General features: G+C 71.2%; 18 protein-coding genes. 9 read left to right on the forward strand and 9 right to left on the reverse strand.

Annotation, left to right across the window (positions count from 1 at the left end; all coding sequences use genetic code 11):
• Positions 1–20 precede the first annotated feature (20 nt).
• The 5 genes from coaD to QYS60_RS10865 all read right to left on the reverse strand — a co-directional run bounded on the left by coaD (position 21) and on the right by QYS60_RS10865 (position 8,669).
• Positions 21–515: a pantetheine-phosphate adenylyltransferase gene (coaD, locus tag QYS60_RS10845; protein WP_003939055.1), complete on the reverse strand. Its 495-nt coding sequence runs from the start codon at positions 513–515 to the stop codon at positions 21–23.
• Positions 512–1,177, reverse strand: coding sequence for a 16S rRNA (guanine(966)-N(2))-methyltransferase RsmD (rsmD, locus tag QYS60_RS10850; protein WP_371383119.1), 666 nt, complete (start codon positions 1,175–1,177; stop codon positions 512–514). The genes coaD and rsmD overlap by 4 nt, the downstream gene beginning before the upstream one ends.
• Positions 1,101–4,499 carry a pyruvate carboxylase gene (locus tag QYS60_RS10855; protein WP_371383120.1) on the reverse strand — a complete coding sequence of 1,133 codons (3,399 nt, stop codon included), beginning with the start codon at positions 4,497–4,499 and terminating at the stop codon, positions 1,101–1,103. Before QYS60_RS10855 ends, rsmD begins: the two co-directional genes overlap by 77 nt.
• Positions 4,500–4,683: 184 nt before the next feature.
• On the reverse strand, positions 4,684–6,981 hold the full coding sequence (gene recG, locus QYS60_RS10860) for an ATP-dependent DNA helicase RecG (protein ID WP_371383121.1): 2,298 nt from the start codon (positions 6,979–6,981) through the stop codon (positions 4,684–4,686).
• A 59-nt stretch (positions 6,982–7,040) separates the two neighbouring features.
• Positions 7,041–8,669, reverse strand: coding sequence for a DAK2 domain-containing protein (locus QYS60_RS10865; protein ID WP_371383122.1), 1,629 nt, complete (start codon positions 8,667–8,669; stop codon positions 7,041–7,043).
• A gap of 196 nt (positions 8,670–8,865) precedes the next feature.
• Here QYS60_RS10865 and rpmB point away from each other — a divergent pair, with 196 nt between their 5' ends.
• On the forward strand, positions 8,866–9,057 hold the full coding sequence (rpmB, locus tag QYS60_RS10870; protein WP_003939060.1) for a 50S ribosomal protein L28: 192 nt from the start codon (positions 8,866–8,868) through the stop codon (positions 9,055–9,057).
• 132 nt (positions 9,058–9,189) lie between these two features.
• Complete coding sequence (locus tag QYS60_RS10875; protein ID WP_371383123.1) at positions 9,190–9,981, forward strand: enoyl-CoA hydratase-related protein; 792 nt, start codon at positions 9,190–9,192, stop codon at positions 9,979–9,981.
• An 11-nt stretch (positions 9,982–9,992) separates the two neighbouring features.
• On the opposite strand, the gene QYS60_RS10880 is transcribed toward QYS60_RS10875, so the two are convergent.
• From QYS60_RS10880 to QYS60_RS10890, 3 genes are read right to left on the reverse strand one after another with little or no spacing between them, the layout of a single operon-like run.
• Positions 9,993–10,670: a uracil-DNA glycosylase gene (locus tag QYS60_RS10880; RefSeq protein WP_289381743.1), complete on the reverse strand. Its 678-nt coding sequence runs from the start codon at positions 10,668–10,670 to the stop codon at positions 9,993–9,995.
• Positions 10,671–10,688: 18 nt separating this feature from the next.
• The gene (locus QYS60_RS10885) at positions 10,689–11,210 is read right to left on the reverse strand and encodes a gamma carbonic anhydrase family protein (protein ID WP_003939063.1); all 522 of its coding nucleotides are present in this window, start codon (positions 11,208–11,210) and stop codon (positions 10,689–10,691) included.
• A gap of 10 nt (positions 11,211–11,220) precedes the next feature.
• The gene (locus QYS60_RS10890; RefSeq protein ID WP_371383124.1) at positions 11,221–12,198 is read right to left on the reverse strand and encodes a thiamine-phosphate kinase; all 978 of its coding nucleotides are present in this window, start codon (positions 12,196–12,198) and stop codon (positions 11,221–11,223) included.
• 132 nt (positions 12,199–12,330) lie between these two features.
• Between QYS60_RS10890 and QYS60_RS10895 the strand changes: the two genes are divergently transcribed.
• The gene (locus tag QYS60_RS10895; RefSeq protein WP_371383125.1) at positions 12,331–12,948 is read left to right on the forward strand and encodes a DUF3515 domain-containing protein; all 618 of its coding nucleotides are present in this window, start codon (positions 12,331–12,333) and stop codon (positions 12,946–12,948) included.
• Between the two features lie 22 nt (positions 12,949–12,970).
• Here the strand turns inward: QYS60_RS10895 and QYS60_RS10900 are convergent, their stop codons facing one another.
• Positions 12,971–14,524, reverse strand: a complete 1,554-nt coding sequence (locus tag QYS60_RS10900; protein ID WP_371383126.1) for an acetyl-CoA hydrolase/transferase family protein — start codon at positions 14,522–14,524, stop codon at positions 12,971–12,973.
• 404 nt (positions 14,525–14,928) lie between these two features.
• Between QYS60_RS10900 and QYS60_RS10905 the strand changes: the two genes are divergently transcribed.
• The 6 genes from QYS60_RS10905 (at position 14,929) to QYS60_RS10930 (ending at position 21,328) form a co-directional block, all read left to right on the forward strand.
• A complete protein-coding gene (locus tag QYS60_RS10905; protein ID WP_371383172.1) occupies positions 14,929–17,031 on the forward strand; it encodes an ATP-dependent DNA helicase RecQ in 2,103 nt (700 codons plus the stop codon).
• Positions 17,032–17,172: 141 nt separating this feature from the next.
• The gene (gene ectA / locus QYS60_RS10910) at positions 17,173–17,712 is read left to right on the forward strand and encodes a diaminobutyrate acetyltransferase (RefSeq protein ID WP_040784215.1); all 540 of its coding nucleotides are present in this window, start codon (positions 17,173–17,175) and stop codon (positions 17,710–17,712) included.
• A gap of 43 nt (positions 17,713–17,755) precedes the next feature.
• Positions 17,756–19,036 carry a diaminobutyrate--2-oxoglutarate transaminase gene (gene ectB / locus QYS60_RS10915; RefSeq protein WP_003939069.1) on the forward strand — a complete coding sequence of 427 codons (1,281 nt, stop codon included), beginning with the start codon at positions 17,756–17,758 and terminating at the stop codon, positions 19,034–19,036.
• 56 nt (positions 19,037–19,092) lie between these two features.
• A complete protein-coding gene (locus QYS60_RS10920; RefSeq protein WP_003939070.1) occupies positions 19,093–19,488 on the forward strand; it encodes an ectoine synthase in 396 nt (131 codons plus the stop codon).
• A gap of 49 nt (positions 19,489–19,537) precedes the next feature.
• Entirely contained in the window at positions 19,538–20,473 is a 936-nt protein-coding gene (locus QYS60_RS10925; RefSeq protein ID WP_371383127.1) for a D-isomer specific 2-hydroxyacid dehydrogenase family protein, read from the forward strand.
• A gap of 21 nt (positions 20,474–20,494) precedes the next feature.
• Entirely contained in the window at positions 20,495–21,328 is an 834-nt protein-coding gene (locus QYS60_RS10930; RefSeq protein ID WP_371383128.1) for an NAD-dependent protein deacetylase, read from the forward strand.
• Positions 21,329–21,338: the final 10 nt, after the last annotated feature.

The following is a 21,338-nucleotide window of genomic DNA, read 5'->3' on the forward strand; positions in this document are numbered from 1 at the left end:
CGCTGCGCGGCTGGGCCCGATCAGCGCTGCGCGGCTGTGCGCTCCGCGATCCGCGCGAGGAGCCGCTTGTGCACCGTAGCCGGAAGCATGTCGGCGACGTCGCCGCCGTAGGTGGCGACCTCCTTGACGAGCGAACTCGACAGGTAGCTGTAGGCCGGATTGGTCGCGACGAAGAGGGTGTCGACGCCGGTGAGCTTGTGGTTCATCTGCGCCATCTGCAGCTCGTAGTCGAAGTCGTTGGCACCGCGCAGGCCCTTGACGATGGCGGTGATCCCGTGGGCACGTGCGTAGTCCACCAACAGGCCCTGCCAGGAGTCGACGCGCACGTTGCCGAGATGCGCGGTGGCTTCGGTGAGCATCTCGATGCGCTCGGGGACCGTGAACATTCCCTGCTTGTTGGGGTTGATCACGACGGTCACCGTCACTTCGTCGAACTGCACAGCAGTCCGCGAGATGACGTCGAGATGGCCATTGGTCACGGGATCGAACGAACCGGGGCAGACCGCACTGCTCATGAGTCCGAACCGTAGCAGGTGGCAATCTCGATCCGGGTCTCACCGTACTTGCGGACGCGTTCCGGTTCGAGGGCGTCCGGCCACACCGTTTCCGGCGAGCGGGAGGAGCGCTCGAGCACCACCACGGAACCCTCCCCCACCCAGCCCCCGTCGACCAAGCCGGCGAGCATCGCGGACACCGCCTGCTCGGTCACCGCATACGGCGGATCTGCGAGCACCAGGTCGTAGACCCGGTCCGGAACCCCGCCGAGCACCGCAGCCACCGGCGCCGCCCGCAACACCGCAGGCAGCCCGAGTTCGCCGATGTTCCGGCGGATCACCGCGGCGGCCTGCGCGTCGGACTCGACGAGCAGGGCATGGGTGGCGCCCCGGGACAACGCCTCGAGGCCGAGCGCGCCGGAGCCGGCGTACAGGTCCAGCACCGACGCGCCCTCGAGCTCCATCCGGGCCGTGAGGGAGCTGAACAGCGCCTCCCGGACCCGCTCCGAGGTGGGCCGGGTGCCGCGGGGCGGCACCTTCAGGCGCCGCCCCCCGGCCCGGCCGGCCACGATCCGGGTCATCGCACCGTCCCGGAGAACCGTCCGATCACTCCGCGCTCGCCTCGGACACGACGACCAGCAGGTCACCGCCTTCCACCTGGGACACGCCGCCGAGGGCGACACGGGTGACGGTGCCGCCGCGCGGCGCGGTGATCGCGGCCTCCATCTTCATCGCCTCGATGGTGGCGACGGTGTCACCGGCGGCGACCCGGTCACCTTCGGCGACCAGGAGGGTCACGGCGCCGGCGAACGGTGCGGCGACGTGCCCGGGGTTGGTGCGGTCGGCCTTCTCCGCGGCCGGAACCTCGCTGGCGACGGACTTGTCGCGCACCGACACCGGACGCAACTGCCCGTTGAGGATGCACATCACCGTCCGGAAGCCGCGCTCGTCCGGCTCCGAGATCGCCTCGAGCCCGATCAGCAGTTCGACGCCCTTGTCCAGGCGCACCCGGTGCTCCTCCCCGCGCCGCAGCCCGTAGAAGAACTGGTTGGCCGACAGCTCCGAGGTGTCGCCGTAGCGGTCCCGGTGCTCGAGGAACGCCTGGGTCGGGCCGGGGAACAGCAGCCGGTTCAAGGTGGCGCGGCGCTCGGTGGAGGTGTCGTCGAGGGCCTTCTCGTCCTCGGACGTCAGCGGCACCTCGGCCTTGGGGGCACCGCGGCCCTCGAGGGCCTTGGAGCGGAACGGCTCGGGCCACCCGCCGGGCGGAGTGCCGAGCTCGCCGCGGAGGAATCCGACCACCGAGTCCGGGATGTCGAAGCGGGACGGGTCGGCCGCGAACTCCTCGCTGGCGACGCCGGAGCCCACCAGGTGCAGAGCCAGGTCGCCGACCACCTTCGACGAGGGAGTGACCTTGACCAGCCGGCCGAGCATCCGGTCGGCGGCGGCGTACTTGGCCTCGACCTCTTCGAACCGGTCACCCAGGCCCAGCGCGATGGCCTGCTGCCGCAGATTCGACAGCTGCCCGCCGGGGATCTCGTGGGTGTAGACCCGGCCCGTGGGGGCGGGCAGACCCGACTCGAACGGCGCGTACACCTTGCGCAACGCCTCCCAGTACGGCTCGAGGTCACATACCGCCTGCAGGTCGAGGCCGGTGTCGTGCTCCGAGTGGGCCGCCGCCGCGACGATCGCCGACAGCGCGGGCTGGCTGGTGGTGCCGGCCAGTGCGGCGGACGCGCCGTCGACGGCGTCGGCGCCGGCCTGCCATGCCGCGAGGTACGTCGCGAGCTGGCCGCCGGGGGTGTCGTGGGTGTGCACGTGGACCGGCAGGTCGAAGTTGCTGCGCAGCGCCGAGACCAGGGTGGCGGCCGCGGGGGCGCGCAGCAACCCGGCCATGTCCTTGATCGCCAGCACGTGCGCCCCGGCCTCGACGATCTGCTCCGCCAGGCGCAGGTAGTAGTCGAGGGTGTAGAGCGTCTCGCCGGGATCCGACAGGTCCCCGGTGTAGGACATCGCGACCTCGGCCAGGGCAGTGCCGGTCTCGCGGACAGCGTCGATCGCCGGCCGCATCTGGTCGACGTTGTTCAGCGCGTCGAAGATGCGGAAGATGTCGATGCCGGTGTCGGTGGCCTCACGCACGAACGCGCGTGTGACCACCTCCGGGTACGGGGTGTAGCCGACCGTGTTGCGGCCGCGCAGCAGCATCTGCAGGTTGATGTTGGGGATGGCCTCGCGCAGCGCCGCGAGCCGCTCCCACGGATCCTCGTGCAGGAAGCGCAGCGCGACGTCGTAGGTGGCACCGCCCCACGCCTCGATCGACAGCAGTTGCGGGGTCATCCGCGCGACGTGACCGGCGACGGTGAGCAGGTCCTTGCTGCGCACGCGGGTCGCGAGCAGCGACTGGTGCGCATCGCGGAAGGTGGTGTCGGTGACGGCGAGGGCCTTCTGCTCGCGCAGCGCCTTCGCGAAGCCGTCCGGGCCGAGGGCGAGCAGACGCTGCCGCGAGCCTTCCGGCGGGGCGACGTCGAGGTCGATCTTCGGCAGCTTGTCGTGCGGGTACACGGTCGTCGGGCGCTCGCCGTGCGGCTTGTTCACCGTCACGTCGGCCAGGTACTCGACGATCTTGGTGCCGCGGTCCGCGGACGTCTTGGCGGTCAGCAGCTGGGGGCGCTCGTCGATGAACGACGTGGTGACGTTGCCGGCCCGGAAGTCCGGATCGTCGAGTACGGCCTGCAGGAAGGGGATGTTCGTCGACACGCCGCGGATGCGGAACTCGGTGACCGCGCGGCGGGCACGGGCGACGGCGGTCGGCAGGTCGCGGCCGCGCGCCGTGAGCTTGACCAGCATCGAGTCGAAGTGAGCGGAGACCTCGGCACCGACGGAGGTCCCGCCGTCGAGGCGGATCCCGGCGCCGCCGGGCGTGCGGTAGGCACTGATGCGGCCGGTGTCGGGCCGGAATCCGTTGGCCGGATCCTCGGTGGTGATGCGGCACTGCAGCGCCGCCCCGCGGATGGCGACCTTGTCCTGCGACAGGCCCAGGTCGGTCAGCGACTCGCCGGAGGCGATGCGCAGCTGCGCCTGCACGAGGTCGACGTCGGTGATCTCCTCGGTGACGGTGTGCTCGACCTGGATGCGCGGGTTCATCTCGATGAAGACGTGGTTGCCGCGCGAATCGAGGAGGAACTCCACGGTGCCGGCACAGCTGTACCCGATCTGCTTCGCGAAGGCGACGGCGTCCGCGCAGATCCGCTCCCGCAGCTCGGGCGCGAGGTTCGGTGCCGGGGCCAGCTCGATGACCTTCTGGTGGCGGCGCTGCAGCGAGCAGTCCCGCTCGAACAGATGCATGACGTTGCCCTGGGTGTCGGCCAGGATCTGCACCTCGATGTGCCGGGGATCGACCACGGCCTGCTCGAGGAACACCGTGGGATCGCCGAACGCCGCGTCCGCCTCGCGGGACGCCGCCTCGATCGCCTCGCGCAGCGCCGCCGGCTCGGCGACGCGCCGCATGCCGCGGCCACCGCCGCCGGCGACGGCCTTGACGAAGATCGGGAACTCCATCGACTCCGCCGCCTCGAGCAGCTCCTCGAGGTCCGCCGACGGCTCGGACGACGCCAGCACCGGCAGGCCGGCCGTCTTCGCCGCGGCGATCGCCCGGGCCTTGTTCCCGGTCAGCTCCAGCACGTGCGCCGACGGACCGATGAAGGTGATCCCTTCCGCCGCACACGCCGCCGCCAGATCCGGGTTCTCGGACAGGAAGCCGTAGCCGGGGTAGACGGCGTCGGCCCCGGCCTTCTTCGCGGCGGCGACGATCTCCGCCACGGACAGGTACGCACGGACCGGATGCCCCTGCTCCCCGATCTGGTAGGCCTCGTCGGCCTTGAGCCGGTGCAGGGAATTGCGGTCCTCGTACGGAAACACCGCGACGGTCCCGGCACCCAGTTCGTAGGCGGCACGGAATGCGCGGATCGCGATCTCGCCTCGGTTGGCGACAAGCACTTTGGAGAACATTGGACGACGGTACCGCGACGAAACACTCCGTTCGGCGCCCGCGTCCCAGATCGTGGGACGGACGGCAGTCTTTGTCCGACTGAAACGATGCAGGTCGAGAGATCCTTAACGCGCCGGAAACACGGAGGACGGTTCCGCCGTCACCTCACGCGGGCGCGGCACTCGACGTGCGCGAAACGTAACCTCACGACTTCTCGAGGTACGCGACCCGTTCGGTGTCGAGCGCGGCCGAGACCATGCGGGCAAGACCGGGGTGCTCCTCGAGCCGCGGATCCCGGTCGGTCACCGCCCGCGCGAAGGCCTGCGCGGCCGAGATGACCTCGACGTCGTCGACGAGCGAGAGCATCCGCAGCGTCGACGTGGTACCCGACTGGGCGACGCCGAGCACGTCACCCTCGCGACGCTGCTGCAGGTCCAGCTGAGCGAGCGCGAATCCGTCGGTGGTCGCGGCGACGGCCTCGAGTCGGGCCATCGCGGGCGCGCCCGGCTTGGAATCGGTCACCAGCAGGCAGAGCCCGGCATGTCCGCCCCGGCCCACCCGGCCGCGGAGCTGATGCAACTGGCTGACCCCGAAGCGGTCGGCATCCACGATGACCATCACCGTCGCGTTGGGCACATCCACGCCCACTTCGACGACGGTGGTGCACACCAGCACGTCGATGTCGCCCGCGGCGAAGTCGCGCATCACCGCGTCCTTCTCGTCGGCGGGCAGGCGCCCGTGCAGCAGCCCGACCCGCAGGTGAGCGAGCGGCCCGCCGGCGAGCTCGTCGAACTGCTGGAGCACTGACTTCGTCTCGGGAGGCGCGCCCTTTCCCCTGCGCCCACCGGTCGTCTCCGCCTCGTCGACGTCGACGAGGTCGGCGTCCTCGTCGCTGTCGCCGTCGCCGATGCGCGAGCACACCACATACGCCTGCCGGCCCGCCGCGACCTCCTCGCCGATGCGTTCCCACGCGCGCGCCACCCAGCTCGGATGCACCTTCGCCGGCACGACCCGGCTGGTGATGGGCGACCGGCCGCGAGGCAGTTCCCGCAATGTGGACACCTCGAGGTCGCCGAGGACGGTCATCGCGATGGTGCGCGGGATCGGGGTCGCCGTCATCACCAGCACGTGCGGGCTGGCACCGTCGCGGCCGCGGTTGCGCAGCACGTCGCGCTGCTCCACCCCGAAGCGGTGTTGTTCGTCGACGACGACGAGACCGAGGTCGTGGAACTCCACACCCTGCTGGATCAGCGCGTGGGTGCCGATCACGAGACCGGATTCGCCGCTCACGACGTCGAGCAGGGCCTGCCGTTTGCGGGCCGTGCCCATCGATCCCGTCACGAGGGTGACCTTCGTGGCCAGCTCGTGGGCGCCGAGTTCGCCCGCCGCGGCGAGGTCGCCGAGCATCTTCGTCAGCGACCGCGCATGCTGGGCGGCGAGGACCTCGGTCGGAGCGAGCAGCGCGCACTGGTGCCCCGCGTCGATGACCTGCAGCATGGCCCGCAGCGCCACGATCGTCTTGCCCGAACCGACCTCGCCCTGCAGCAACCGGTTCATCGGATGGTCGCCGGCGAGATCGGCCGCGATCTCGTCGGCGACGGCGAGCTGGCCGGCGGTCAGCTCGAACGGCAGCCGGCGATCGAACTCGTCGGCGATACCGCCGCTGCGGCGCGGGCACGCCGGGGCGGTGCGCACCGCGACGTCGTGGCGGCGCCGGGCGAGCACGAGCTGCACCGCCGCGGCCTCGTCGAAACGCAGGCGCTCGCGGGCGGCGGTGACGTCGTCCCGGTCGTCGGGCAGGTGGATGCGGCGCAGCGCCTCGTCCAGCCCGATCAGACCGTGCTCGCGCCGCACCCAGTCGGGCAGCGGGTCGTCGACGGTCTCGAGCTGGTCGAGGATCTGCCGCACGCATCGCATTACGGTCCACGATTCGACGTCGCGGGTGGCGGGATACATGGGGATGAGAGCCCGGTCGAAGATTGACATGTCTATGCCGCCGTCGCCCTGGGCGCTGCGGGCCATCCCCGCGAGGGCGCCGGCGCCGCGGACCCGGGCGGGCCGCAGGGCCGCACCGCCGATCTCGGGGCCGCGGGGCTCGGGCAGGATGATGTAGCTCGGGTGGGCCAGGCTCCACTTGTCGCGGAAGTACTTGACGGTGCCGGAGAACATGCCGCGCACCCCGGGCTTGATGTTGTACTTGACCTTGTGCGGGTTGAAGAAGGTCACGTCGATCTTCTGCCGGTCCGATTCGAGCACGACAGCGAGACGGGTACCGGGGCGGCTCTTCATCCGCACCTCGTCGGCCTTGGCCACCCGCGCGATGATCGTCACGTGCTGGCCCTCGACCGGTTGCGCGTCGCCGAGTTCGGCGCCCTGGGTGGCGTACCGGTGGGGGTAGTGGCGCAGCAGGTCCTCGACGGTGGTCATGCCGAACGACTCGGCGAGTGCATCCGCGGTCTTGCGGCCGAGAAGATGATCGAGTCGGTCCGCGAGTGTCGCCACTGCCGTCCTCTCCGCTCCGATCGACACCGGCGTCCGGTGTCCGACTGTTCCTGTGCCGGCTATTCCACGCCGAGCTGCAGCAGGTCGCTGCGCTGCCCTCCGTGGTACACCAGCACCTCCACCTCGGGGTGGCGGTCGTTGACGTGCCGGGTCAGCTGTTCGGCGAGTCCGTCGGGGGCGTCGAGGCCGACGAGCATCGTCACGAGCTCTCCGCCCGCGGCGAGCACCTTGTCGAGCAGCGACGCTCCCGCCGTCACCAGATCATGCTCGATGACTACGACATCGTGACCGGACAGGCCCAGGCTGTGCCCCGGCTCGCAGGTTCCCACCCACGTCAGGGCGCGTTCGTTCGCGATGCGCAACGAGCCCCACCGCGTCGCCGCGGCCGCCTCGGACATGGCGAAGGCGTCGTCGGCGGAATCGCGGCCCGGGTCGTGCACCGCGAGCGACGCCAGCCCCTGCACCATCGACGAGCAGGGCAGGAACATCACCTCACGCCGGTGGTCGCGAGCCGCCGCACCCACGGCGACGAGTTCCTGGGCGGGGAGCGCACCGTTGGGCAGGACCATCACGTCGCGGCTGCCCAGCCGGCGGATCGCATCGAGCAGATGCCGGCGGGTGATCGGATCGTCCGCTCGCACGATCGCCGCACCCTCGGCTTCGAACAGCTCGGCTGCTCCGTCGCCGGCCACGACGGCAAGCACCGAGCGGGTTCCGGCACCGGAACCGACCGGATGGACGCCGATCCGCTGCTGGGCCTCCAGCGCGAAGCACGTGACGGTGACCTGGTGCAGGCGCCCGGCCTCCAGGCCCGCCTCGACGGCGGCGCCCGCGTCGCAGCAGTGCACGTGCACGGACCAGGTGCCGGCGCCGTCACCGACCACGGCCACCGAGTCCCCCAGCGCGTCGAGGCGGGTTCGCAGGACGTCCATGCGGGTGGTGTCGGAGTCCTCGACGAAGTACATGACCTCGAAGTCCTGGCCGTCGTCGCGGAGGCCGTGCCCGACGTGCCGGGCGGGGGCGCCGGGCCGCGACGTCGCGATCGGCGCCCGGTCCGGACGCCGGCCGGAGACCGTCTCGACGAACGCGTCGAGCAGCAGGAGCAGACCGAGCCCACCGGCATCGACGACCCCGGCCTCGGCCAGCACGTCGAGCTGTGCCGTGGTGCGTTGCACGGCCTCGGCGGCGGCGTCGGCGGCTGCGGTCGCCACCGTCACGAGCGAACCGGACCCGCCGGCGGCGTGCGCGCCGTCGGCGGCCGCGTGCAGCACACTGACGATCGTGCCCTCGGCGGGGCAGCTCAGGGCACCGGTGACGAGGTCGGCGGCATGACACAAGGCACGTCCGAGTTCGGTGGCGTCGACCACGACGGCGCCGTCGAGGGCGTCGGCCAGGCCCCGCAGCATCTGGGCGAGGATGACCCCGGAGTTGCCGCGGGCGCCGTGGAACGCGCCGCGCGCCAAAGCGGCGACGATCGTGGCGACATCGTCGGCGTCGGCCGCGGAGGTGTCGAGTTCCGCTGCCGCGGAGCGCAGGGTGACGAGCAGGTTGGTGCCGGTATCGCCGTCGGGGACGGGGAAGACGTTGAGGCTGTTGATCTCGTCGCGGCGCTCGGCGAGGACCCGCAACCCCAGATCCACCCATCTGCGCAGGGCGGTCCCGTCGACTGCCTCCCCGACCTCGAGCACCTGCTTCCCCCTCTTCGACCACCACGCAACGGTGACGCAAGGGTAACGGTGTGCCCGCCGGACGGCCGGTTTGGCCATTGCCACCCCCACCCGCTACGCTTGCAGGGTTGCCTCGCACGGGTGGCGGACGCCTTCTCGTGTTCGCAGGCCGACGAAGACACGAAAATATCCACTACTCACCAAGGAGTTCGCGACTATGGCTGCCGTCTGCGACGTATGCGCCAAGGGCCCCGGCTTCGGTAAGTCGGTCTCGCACTCGCACCGGCGTACCAACCGTCGTTGGAACCCGAACATCCAGAGCGTTCGCGCTCAGGTTGCCCCGGGCAACACGCGCAAGGTCAACGTGTGCACCTCCTGCCTCAAGGCAGGCAAGGTCGTCCGCGGCTGATACCCGGTTCGACGAGGCCCCGGCGTTGCGACGCCGGGGCCTCGTCGTGTTCGGTCCCCGTCGCGACGGACTCGCATGCACCGTCGGGACGGGGCTCGCACCGCCCCTGGGGGCGACCGGTAGGGTGCCCGGGTGACCGAATCAGTACTGTCCCACGTCCGTATCGAGGACGGCGTGCTGCGCATCGCCGTGGCGACCGCCGAGCGTGGCACCTCCCTCTCCCCCACGGGCATGACCCAGGGCATCGAGGCCCTGCGAACCGCCGGAGCCGAGGTCGGCGCCGTCCTGCTCGTCGGTGAGGGCGCCAACTTCTGCGCGGGCGGCGACGTCCGTGCGTTCGCCACCGCGCCGGACCGCGGCGAGTTCGTCGGCGACGTCGCACGCCTGTTCCACGACTTCGTCCGGGCCCTCGACGCGGCTCGCATGCCCGTGGTGGCCGCGGTCCAGGGCTGGGCGGCGGGCGCGGGCATGAGCATCGTGCTGCACGCCGACATCGCGCTCGGCGGTCCCTCGACGAAGCTGCGTCCGGCGTACCCGTCGATCGGGTTCACACCCGACGGCGGGATGTCGTGGACCCTGCCGCGCATCGTGGGGGTCGCCCGCGCGCGGGAGATCATCCTGACCGACTGTGTCCTGAACGCCGACGAGGCCGTGCGACTCGGGGTGCTCAGCCGCCTCGTCGCCGACGACGAGGTGCAGGGCGAGGCGATGCGGGTGGCTCGCACCCTCGCGAACGGTCCCACCGCCGCCTACGCCGGCATCCGGCGACTGGTGGCCGATTCCATGGGACGGTCGTTGTCCGAGCAGCTCGACGCGGAGGCCGACGCGATCTCCGCGGCGGCCACCACCCCCACGGGTATGGAGGGTGTCGACGCGTTCGTCGAGAAGCGGCGTCCCGACTTCGAGTCGATCGACCGGGGCTGAACCGCACCCGGTCAGGCCAGGCGCCAGTCCACCGGGTCCCCGCCCTGATCGGCCAGCAGCGCGTTCGCACGGCTGAAGGGGCGGGACCCGAAGAACCCGCGGGAGGCCGACAACGGGGACGGGTGCGCCGACTTCACGGTGGGCACGTCGCCGAGCATCGGCTCGAGTGTGGCCGCGTCCCGACCCCACAGGATCGCGACGAGCGGCGCCGTACGCGCGACGAGCGCCCGGATCGCCTGCTCGGTCACGCGCTCCCAGCCTTTGCCCCGGTGCGACGCGGGCTGCCCCGGCTGCACCGTCAGGACGCGGTTGAGCAGCAGCACCCCCTGTGCCGACCACGGCGTGAGGTCGCCGTTCGGTGGTGTCGGCAGGCCGAGGTCGTCGCTGTACTCGCGGTAGATGTTGGCCAGGCTGCGCGGCACCGGTCGTACGTCCGGTGCGACGGAGAAGCTCAGCCCGACGGCGTGCCCCGGCGTCGGGTACGGGTCCTGGCCGACGACGAGGACCTTCACCCGGTCGAAGGGCTGGGTGAAGGCTCGCAGCACGTTCGCGCCGGCAGGCAGGTAGCCGCGTCCGGCGGCGTTCTCGGCGCGCAGGAAGTCACCCATCGCGGCGATGTCGTCGGCGACGGGGGCCAGTGCCCGCGCCCAGCCCTCCTCGACGATCTCCGGCAGGGGTCGTACAGCCATCGGTGGTGACCGGTCCTTCTAGTCGATCCGCCGCAGCGCGCCACGGTAGTACTCGGCGTTCGCCGCGTACATCTTGGCGTTGGCATCGATGTGCCCCTCCGGCACCTCGTATCCGTCCCGGACCTTCGCCGGCACACCCATCGCCATCGAGCGCGGCGGGACTTGGAAGCGGGGGGCCACGAGCGCGCCGGCCGCGACGATCGCCCCGTCGCCGACGACGGAGCCGTTGAGCACGAGCGAGCCGGAACCGATCAGGCAGCCGTCGCCGATGGTGGAGCCCTCGATGTGGGCGTTGTGGCCGACGACGGTTCCCGCGCCGATGACGGTGGCGTCCACGGCGGTGCAGTGGATGATCGTCCCGTCCTGGATGTTGCTCTCGGCGCCGACGACGATCCGGCCGTAGTCGCCGCGCAGGACCGCGGTGGGCCACACCGAGGCGCGGGCACCGAGGGTGACGTCGCCGATGACCACCGCATCGGGATGGACCCAGGCGTCGGGATGGATATCGGGCACACGGTCGCCGAGCGCATACACAGCCATGTCCTGAAACCTATCTCGAGAAGCTCTGCCAGCCGCCGGGACCCGGCCGGTCGTGACCGTCGACGGTGACGCCGCCGCCCGCACGCACCGTGCCGACGGGACGCCAGCCCGTGGGGAGCGGCGCGTCCGGTGGAAAGCACGCGGCCAGGGCGTGGTCCTCGCCGCCGGTGAGCACCCACTCCCACACGTCGGCGCCGAGGTCCGCGGCGGCGGACCGCAGCCCGGGGCCGGGCTCGAGCAGTTCGCGCGAGACGTCGATCGCGACGCCGGACGCGGCGGCGATGTGCCCGAGGTCGGCGAGCAGGCCGTCGGAGATGTCGGTCGCGGCATGGGCACCGGCGGCGGCTGCGGCGGGGCCCGCGGCGTACGGGGGCGACGGCACCTTGTGGGCAGCCACCAGGTCCGGGTGACCGGCGAGTCCGGCGGTGAGGACGGCCAGTCCGGCGGCGGAACGCCCGGTGGAACCGGCCAGCGCGACGATGTCGCCGGGTCGGGCCGCGGACCGCAGGAGGGGCGCGTTCCCCCCGAGGTCGCCGAGGACGGTCACCGCGACGATCAGTTGCGACGCCTGCACCAGGTCGCCGCCGACGACGCCGGCGCCGAGCGCCTCCGCGGCCTCGCCGATGCCGGCGGAGACGCCGTCGAGCACGCCGACTGGGGTGTCCGGTGGGCAGCCGAGCCCGACGAGGAAGGCGGTGGGGCGGGCGCCCATCGCCGCGACGTCGGCACCGTTCTGGGCAACGGCTTTGCGTCCGACCTGGTGCGGCGTCGACCAGTCGAGCCGGAAGTGCCGGCCCTCGACGAGCATGTCGGTGGAAACGGCGACCCGTCCGTCGGCGGCGGCGACGAGGGCCGCGTCGTGCCCCGGCCCGACGAGGGTGGTGGGGGGCTGGCGGCGTCCGGCGACCGCGCGGTCGATCACGGGGAACTCGCCGAGGTCGGCGACGGTGGGACCGGTGCGGGGGGCCCCTGGCGAGACACCGGGCACTGGAGAGACACCGGGCACTGGAGGAACTTCGGGCACTGGGACGCTGCGCTCCCGTTCGTAGGTCGGAGGGCCACCGGCTTCGGCGGACACGGTAGTTTCGACCACGCTACCGTTCCCGATTCCCGAGAGACGATGACCGAGCCGACGCCCTCCCCCGACCCCCATCCCGTTCCCGACGGCACTTCCCCCGACGGCACTTCCGGTGACGACGAGCACCGCCGCAGCCCCGCGCTGGTCGCGACGGCCGTCGCGCTGCCGGTGGCATTGCTGATCGGCATCGTGGTGGCGGCGGTGCTGGCGAATCGCACCCCGGAACTGGCGCCCGTGGCGCTCGGACCGGTGGTGGCGCCGCAGGCCGAGTCACCGGAGTGCGCGGCACTGCTGGAGGCGCTGCCCGAGGAGGTCGGCGACCTCCGCCGCGCGGAGCTGACGGACCCGGCCCCCGCGGGCGCCGCGGCGTGGCAGCCCGTCGAGGGCGAGCCAGTGGTGCTGCGGTGCGGGCTGGAGCGGCCCGCGGAGTTCGATCAGGCGGCGGCGCTGCAGGTGGTCGACGGCGTCCAGTGGTTCGAGGTGTCCGGCGCCGCGGAGGGCATCGACGCGAGCACGTGGTTCGTCGTGGACCGGCCGGTGTACGTGGCGCTGACGGTGCCCAACGGTTCGGGTCCGACTCCGCTGCAGACGGTTTCGGCGGCGATCACGCAGTCGCTGCCCCAGCAGCCGATCGATCCCGCGCCGGTCGCCGGCGGCTGACGCGGCCGGCGGCCCACGGGATTCACTGTGCCAGCATGGATCCCGTCTGCAGGAATCGCTGATGGAAGGACAGTGACTCGCCGAGCAGATGCGGGGTGTGTCCCGCATCCGGCACGGCCTCGGCCCGGTCGACGTAGTCGTGCAACATGTCCCGGTAGTCCGGATGGGCGCAGTTGTCGACGACGACCCGTGCCCGCCGCCGCGGCGACAGCCCACGCAGGTCCGCAAGCCCCTGTTCGGTGACGAGGACCTGCACGTCGTGTTCGGTGTGGTCCACGTGCGGCACCATCGGCACGATCGACGAGATGCTGCCCCCCTTCGCGGTGGACGGGCTCAGGAACATCGACAGGTAGCCGTTGCGGGCGAAGTCCCCGGATCCCCCGATCCCGTTCATGATCTTGGTGCCCATGACGTGGGTGGAGTTGACGTTGCCGTAGATGTCGGCCTCGAGCATGCCGTTCATGGCGATGATGCCCAGGCGACGCACGATCTCGGGATGGTTGCTGATCTCCTGCGGACGCAGCACGATGTGCTCGCGGTAGAAGTCGATGTTGGACACCAGCTCGTCGATCCCGGCCTCGCTCAACGCCAGCGACGTGGCGGACGCGAAGCGGACCGTGCCGTGCTTGATCAGGTGCAGCATGCCGTCCTGGATGACCTCGGAGTAGCAGGTCAGCCCCTTGTGGGGTCCGGCGTCGAGACCCTGGAGGACCGCGTTGGCCACGTTGCCGATGCCGGACTGGAGCGGCAGGAGCGAATCCGCCGGCAGCCGTCCGCGGGAGACCTCGTGCTCGAAGAAGTCGAGCACGTGCGCGGCGATCCCCCGGCTCACCGCGTCCGGCGGGGTCAGCGGGCTGGCGCTGTCGCGCGCGTGCGTCTCGACGACCGCGACGACCTTGTCGGGGTCGACGCGGAAGGTGCTCTGGCCGATACGATCCTCGACGTCGGTGAGCATGATCGGCTTACGGTGCGGCGGCAGGGCGGTGCCGTAGTACACGTCGTGGATGCCCGTCATCGCGGCCGGAACCCACGAGTTGACCTCGAGAATCACCTTCTCCGCGACGTCGAGCCAGGTCTTGTTGTTGCCGATCGACGCGGACGGGATCAGTTCACCGGTCTCGGTCACGCCGGAGACCTCGACGACCGCGACGTCGACGTGCCCGTAGTAGCCCTCCCAGACCTGCTGGGCGACGTGGGACAGGTGGATGTCCACGTAGTCCATCCGGCCGCTGTTGATGTTGCGGCGGGCGGTGGGTTCGGCCTGGTACGGCATCCGCAGGGAGATGCCGGCCACCTCGGACAGCATCCGCTCGGTCTCGGCGGAGACCGACGCGCCGGTGAGGAGGTTGACCGTGAAGTCGGTGCCGGCGGCGCGGGCCGCGCCGATGCGTTCCGCGAGCGCCGGGGTGATCGCCTTCGGTGTGCCGGCGCTGGCGAAGCCGCTGATGGCGACGGTGTGGCCGGGCTGGATCCAGCGGACGGCTTCCTCCGCGGATACGACCTTCTGCCGGAACGCCGGGTGGTCGATTCGGCTCGGAGCGGAGTCGGATGCGGGGCGGAGGAACTGCGTCTGCATAGCGAACAGGGTACGAGCACGCGCGGCGGCCGACGAAGCCTCCGTCACAGCGATCGACCGGATGGGGCGCGGACCACTCCCCCACCGCATTCCGTCCGGCCGACTCCGCACGGCCGAACATCTCCCCTGCGTCGGCACCCGAAAGCAACTGTCGCGCAGTGGGTCCGACCATCGTGACCGCAGCGGGCCCGACTCCGGGCGGTTGCGGCGCCGACGATCCCGACTCGATCGGCGTCCCGTGCCGGCGCGGGGACGGGACGCGGTTCCGCGACCGGCCCGACGGGTCATTCGCCGACGAAACGACCCCGTTCGTCGCGGAACCGGGCACGTTCGTCCCCGAATCGGACGCCACCGCCGGTCTCGCCCGCGCCACGATGTCGTCACCGTCCGGCACGATGGGTTCCATGAGCACCGCCACCACGGATCTACGCGACGACGCCGAACGACTGCTCCGCGATCTCGCCGGACCCGGGGCCCGGTTGCGCGAGGACCAATGGAACGCCATCGAGGCACTGGTGGTGCATCGCCGTCGAGCACTGGTCGTCCAGCGCACGGGGTGGGGCAAGTCGGCGGTCTATTTCATCTCCGCCAAATTGCTCCGCGCCCGCGGGCACGGGCCGACCGTGATCGTCTCTCCCCTCCTGGCCCTGATGCGCAACCAGGTCGAGGCGGCGCAGCGCGCGGGTGTCCGCGCCGCCACGATCAACTCCGGCAACGTCACCGAGTGGGAGGAGATCCACCGGCAGGTCGCCGACGGCGCAGTGGACGTGCTGCTCGTCAGCCCGGAGCGACTGAACAATCCGGACTTCCGTGACCAGGTGCTGCCGTCGCTCGCCCGCGACGCCGGGCTGGTGGTGGTCGACGAGGCGCACTGCGTCTCCGACTGGGGCCACGACTTCCGCCCCGACTACCGGCGTATCCGCACCCTCGTCGCCGACCTCGGCGAGGGCATCCCGGTGCTCGCGACGACCGCGACCGCGAACGACCGCGTCGTGGCGGACGTGGCGGCACAACTCGGCGTCGGGGAGGGCCGGGGCGAGACCCTGGTACTGCGCGGGGGCCTCGACCGGCCGTCGCTGCACCTGTCGGTTCTGCGGATCGACGAGCCCGCCCGGCGAGCGGCATGGCTCGCCCAGCACCTCGACGAGCTGCCGGGGTCCGGGATCGTCTACACCCTCACCGTGTCGGCCGCGCACGACCTGGCCGCGCTGCTGTCCGAGCACGGTCACGCCGTCGCGGCGTACACGGGCCAGTCGGACCCGGCCGAGCGGGAACAGCTCGAGGCGGACCTGCTCGGCGACCGGGTCAAGGCACTGATCGCCACCTCGGCGCTGGGCATGGGCTTCGACAAACCCGATCTCGGGTTCGTCGTGCACCTGGGAGCCCCGTCGTCGCCCATCTCCTACTACCAGCAGGTCGGGCGCGCGGGGCGCGCGACCGAGCGTGCGGAGGTGATCCTGCTTCCGGGGCCCGAGGACCGGCAGATCTGGAGCTGGTTCGCGTCGGTGGCCTTCCCGCGGGAGGAGGTGGTGCGGCGGGTGATCGAGGTGCTCGAGCCGGAGCGACCGCAGTCCACGCAGGCCCTCGAACCGCTGGTCGACCTCACCCGGTCCCGGCTGGAGATGGTGCTCAAGGTCCTCGACGTGGACGGCGCGGTGCGCCGGGTCAAGGGCGGCTGGATCGCCACCGGCGCGCCCTGGGAGTACGACGCCGGCCGGTATGCCAAGCTCGAGCAGGCGCGTGCGGCCGAGCAGGAGGCGATGCTCGAGTACGAGCGGACCACCGGGTGCCGGATGGTGTTCCTGCGCACCCAGCTCGACGATCCCGGCCTGACATCCGAGACCGCGGGCTGCGGTCGGTGCGACAACTGCTGCGGGGCCCGGTGGTCTGCGGACGTCGACGACACCGAGCTGGGCCGGGTACGGGCCCGGCTGGACCGGCCGGGGGTGGACCTGCCGCCGCGGCGGCAGTGGCCGACCGGGATGGCCAAGCTCGGCGTGGCACTGTCCGGAAAGATCACCGACGGGCCCGAGCCGGGGCGGGTGCTCGGCCGGCTGTCGGACCTGGGATGGGGACCGCGGCTGCGGGCACTGCTGGACGGCCCCGACGCGCCGGTGCCCGATGCGGTCGTGCAGGCCGCCGTGGACGTGCTCAGGGCGTGGGACTGGTCGCACCGGCCGACCGCGGTGATGGCCCTGGAGTCGGCGACCCGGCCCCTGCTGGTCGGTTCCCTCGCGACGCGGCTGGCGCAGCTCGGCCGGCTCGAGGACCTCGGCGTGCTACGTGCCCGGCCCGGCCGGCCCCCGGTGACGGCGGCGAACTCGGCGTACCGGATCGCCGGCCTCGTGGACGCGTGGGAGAGCCCCGACCTCCACGGAAACCCGGGGCCGATCCTGCTCGTCGACGCGGTCACCGACACCGGCTGGACGCTGACGATGGCGGCACGGACCCTGATCCACGCCGGTGCGTCCGCGGTGCTCCCGTTGGCTCTGGCGAGCCCGAAATAATCGCTGCGCTCCACTCCGGCGCTACGCGAAGTGACGCTTCTCACATCAAGGTCTCACCTGCACGGAGGCGGGGTACCCGGGGACGGATCCCGACAAGACGGGTGATTCCCGTCCGCGAAGTTGTTAGGTTCGAGACCGCTTATGACGCCTGTGACACAAAGTAGTACCCCGCCCACCGCGCCTGCCGACACGGCGGACGCACCCGCCGAGCCGCATTTCCGCGCACCGCGCATTTCCGATGGAATTCGCATGTGGCAGATCGCGCGCGATTCGAAAGTGCTCGACGTCAATTCCAGCTATGCGTACGTGCTGTGGTGCCGCGACTTCGCGGCGACCTCGGTGGTCGCCACCGCTGGTGACGACGAGGCGGTCGGTTTCGTCAGCGGCTACCGACGCCCGGACGCACCGGACACGCTGTTCGTCTGGCAGGTGGCCGTGGACCAGGACCAACGGGGCCGCGGCGTCGCGGGCCGGATGCTCGACAGCCTGTGGGACCGACTCACCGACGCCGGCGTGACCCGGCTCGAGACGACGGTCAGCCCGGACAACGAGGCATCGATCGCGATGTTCACCGCGCTCGCCCGGCGACGCGGGCTGCGCATCACCCGGAGCGAATTGTTCACCCCTTCGGATTTTCCCGATTCACACATGGCCGAGGATCTCTACACGATCGGCGAATGAATACACGACCGGCGAAAACGAATTCGCCGCAGGAGGACGAGGAATGACCATTCTGGAGCACCCCGAAACCCCCGCCAAGCACAGCATTTTCGATCACCTCGAATCCGAGGTGCGCAGCTACAGCCGTGGCTGGCCGGCCGTGTTCGAGACGGCATCCGGATCGTGGATCCGCGACGAGAACGGCAAGGACTACCTCGACTTCTTCGCCGGCGCCGGAGCCCTCAACTACGGGCACAACAACCCGATCCTGAAGACCGCGCTCGTGGACTACATCATGGGCGACGGCATCACCCACGGCCTGGACATGGCCACCCCCGCCAAGCGGGAGCTGCTGGAGTCGTTCGAGAGCCACATCCTGGCTCCGCGCGGTCTCGACTACAAGGTCCAGTTCCCCGGTCCGACGGGCACCAACGCGGTCGAGGCGGCCCTCAAGCTCGCCCGCAAGGTCACCGGCCGCGAGTCGATCATCAACTTCACCAACGCGTTCCACGGAATGACCCTGGGCGCGCTGTCGGTGACGGGCAACTCGATGAAGCGCGCCGGGGCCGGCGTGCCGCTGGTGCATGCCACCCCCATGCCGTTCGACAACTACTTCGACGGCGTCACCGAGGACTTCCACTGGTTCTCCCGCGTGCTCGACGACTCCGGCAGCGGCCTGAACCGCCCGGCGGCCGTCATCGTCGAGACCGTGCAGGGCGAGGGTGGCGTGAACGTCGCCCGTCCCGAGTGGCTGCGCGCCCTCGCGGACCTGTGCTCCGAGCGCGGAATCCTGCTCATCGTCGACGACGTCCAGATGGGCTGCGGCCGCACCGGCCCGTTCTTCTCGTTCGAGGTCGCCGGGATCACCCCGGACATCGTGACCCTGTCCAAGTCGATCGGCGGGTACGGCCTGCCGCTCGCGCTGACGCTGTTCAAGCGGGAACTCGACGTGTGGGGCCCGGGCGAGCACAACGGCACGTTCCGCGGCAACAACCCGGCGTTCGTCACCGCGGCGAAGGCACTGCAGCACTACTGGGCCGACGACCGTCTCGAGCGCGACACGCTGCGCAAGGGCGAGCGGATCCGGCAGACCTTCATGAACCTGTCCGACATGTTCGACGGCGTCTCCACCCGCGGACGCGGCATGGTTCAGGGACTGGTGTTCGACGAGCCGAGCGACGCGCAGAAGGTGTGCGCCCTGGCATTCGAGCAGGGCCTGCTCGCGGAGACCTCCGGCCCCTCCGACGAAGTCGTCAAGCTGCTGCCGCCGCTGACGATCAGCGACGACGAGCTCGAGCACGGCCTGAACATCCTGTGCGAGGCCACCTCGGTGGTCCGGGCCTGAGCCCCGGCCACCCGTCGAACCCCGCACGAGAAGACGAGCATCGGAAGGACCCGCGCATGATCGTCCGTACCACCGAGGAAATCACCGGCACCGACCGCGACATCACGTCGGACAACGGCAACTGGCGCAGCAAGCGCATCGTGCTCGGCGGCGACAAGGTCGGGTTCTCGTTCCACGAGACCACGATCGAGGCCGGCACCGTCAACGAATTCCACTACGCCAACCACATCGAGGCCGTGTGGCTCATCGAGGGCACCGGCACGCTCACCGATCTCGAGACCGGCACCGTGTACCCGCTCGCGCCCGGCACGATGTACCTGCTGAACGGCCACGAGCGGCACCGGGTCGAGCCCGACACCCGGATGCGCATGTTCTGCGTGTTCAACCCGCCGGTCACCGGCCGGGAGGTCCACGACGAGAACGGCGTGTACCCCCTCGTCGAGGTCGTCTGAGAGCCCGCAGCATGTGCCCGGCCGGCCCTTCGCGCCTAGAGTCGGATCCATGACCTACGAGCGACAGCCGCGGATCGCCGTCGGCCCCGCCCCGGACATCGTGTTCGACCGGGCGATCGGGGCCGGCGGCGGTCGCGTATGCGGGTTCGACGACCACCCGGACGCGGTGGTCTGGACCGGCACATCGGACGAGTTCCCCGCGGCGTTGCCGACGTCGGTGCGATGGGTCCAGCTCCCCGCCGCCGGTGTGGAGGACTGGCTCGACGCCGGCATCATCCGTACTCACCCCCAGGTGACGTGGACCTCGGCGGCCGGTGCGTTCGCCGCGACGGTCGCCGAACATGCGCTCATGCTGCTGCTCGCCGGGGTCCGGGCGCTGCCCGACCATCTGGCCGCGACGTCGTGGACGCCGAACGAGTTCTACCCCCAGCTGGGAACCCTGCGCGGCGCCACCGTGGGGATCATCGGCGCCGGGGGCATCGGCCGGGCCCTGATCCCCATGCTCGGCGCGCTGGGCGCCCAGGCGCTCGCGGTCACCCGCAGCGGCCGTCCCGTCCCGGGCGCCGTCGAGACCGTCCCCGTCGCGCGGATCGACGAAGTATGGTCCCGCGCAGATCATTTCGTGATCGCCGCTCCGGCCACGGCAGAGACCGAGCAGCTCGTGGGGGCCGACGAATTGGCTGCGATGAAGCCCACCGCCTGGGTGATCAACGTTGCCCGCGGCAGCCTCGTCGACACCGACGCGCTGGTGGACGCTCTCAGCCGCCGCGTCATCGCGGGCGCCGGCCTGGACGTCACGGACCCGGAACCGCTGCCGGACGGGCATCCCCTGTGGTCCCTGCGCAATGCCATGATCACTCCACACGATTCCAATCCCCCGGCGCTGCGCATCCCCGCGTTCGCCGAGCACGTGACCGAGAACGTCACGCGCTTCGCCGCCGGACTCGACCTCGCCGCGGTCGTCGATCCGAGCGCCGGGTACTGACTCCCCGCTACCCTGGACGGGGTGATCGAACCGCTGCACCACCTGCTCGACGGCCGGCGGTTGTGCGTGCTCACCGGCGCCGGGATCTCCACCGATTCCGGCATCCCGGACTACCGCAGCCCCGGCGCGCCACCCCGCAACCCGATGACCTACCAGCAGTTCGTGGGCGATCCCGAGTTCCGGCGCCGCTACTGGGCGCGCAACCATGTCGGGTGGCGGCACATGGACTCCGCGCGGCCCAATGCCGGGCATCGTGCCCTCGCCGCGCTCGAACGGCGCGGCACCGTCCTCGGTGTGCTCACCCAGAACGTGGACCTGCTGCACACCAAGGCCGGCAGCCGACGGGTGATCGACCTGCACGGCTGCTACGCCCAGGTGCGCTGCCTGGCGTGCAACCACCGGATCTCGCGGTTCACCCTCGCCGAGCAACTCACCGCCGCCAATCCGGGCTTCCTCGACAAGGTCCGGGGAACGACCGGTCTGGAGGTCGCACCGGACGCCGACGCGGTCGTCGACGACACCGGCAGCTTCCGCCCGGTGGACTGTGAGCGGTGCGGGGGAATGCTCAAGCCGGACATCGTGTACTTCGGGGAATCGGTGCCTCGCGAACGCGTCGAGCGCGCGTTCGCGCTCGTCGACGAGGCGGATGCGCTGCTCGTCGTCGGCAGTTCGCTCACGGTGATGTCCGGACTGCGCTTCGTGCGGCACGCCGCGAAACTCGGCAAACCCGTGGGCATCGTCAACCGCGGGACCACCCGGGGCGATGCGCTGGCCACGGTGAAGGTCGACGCCGGGTGCTCGGAGGTGCTCACGACCCTGGCCGCCCGGTCGCCGGCCGCCGCCCCAGGACGGTGAGCGCCCGCCC

Source organism: Rhodococcus sp. GXMU-t2271 (assembly GCF_041414735.1).
Taxonomy (GTDB): domain Bacteria; phylum Actinomycetota; class Actinomycetes; order Mycobacteriales; family Mycobacteriaceae; genus Rhodococcus; species Rhodococcus indonesiensis.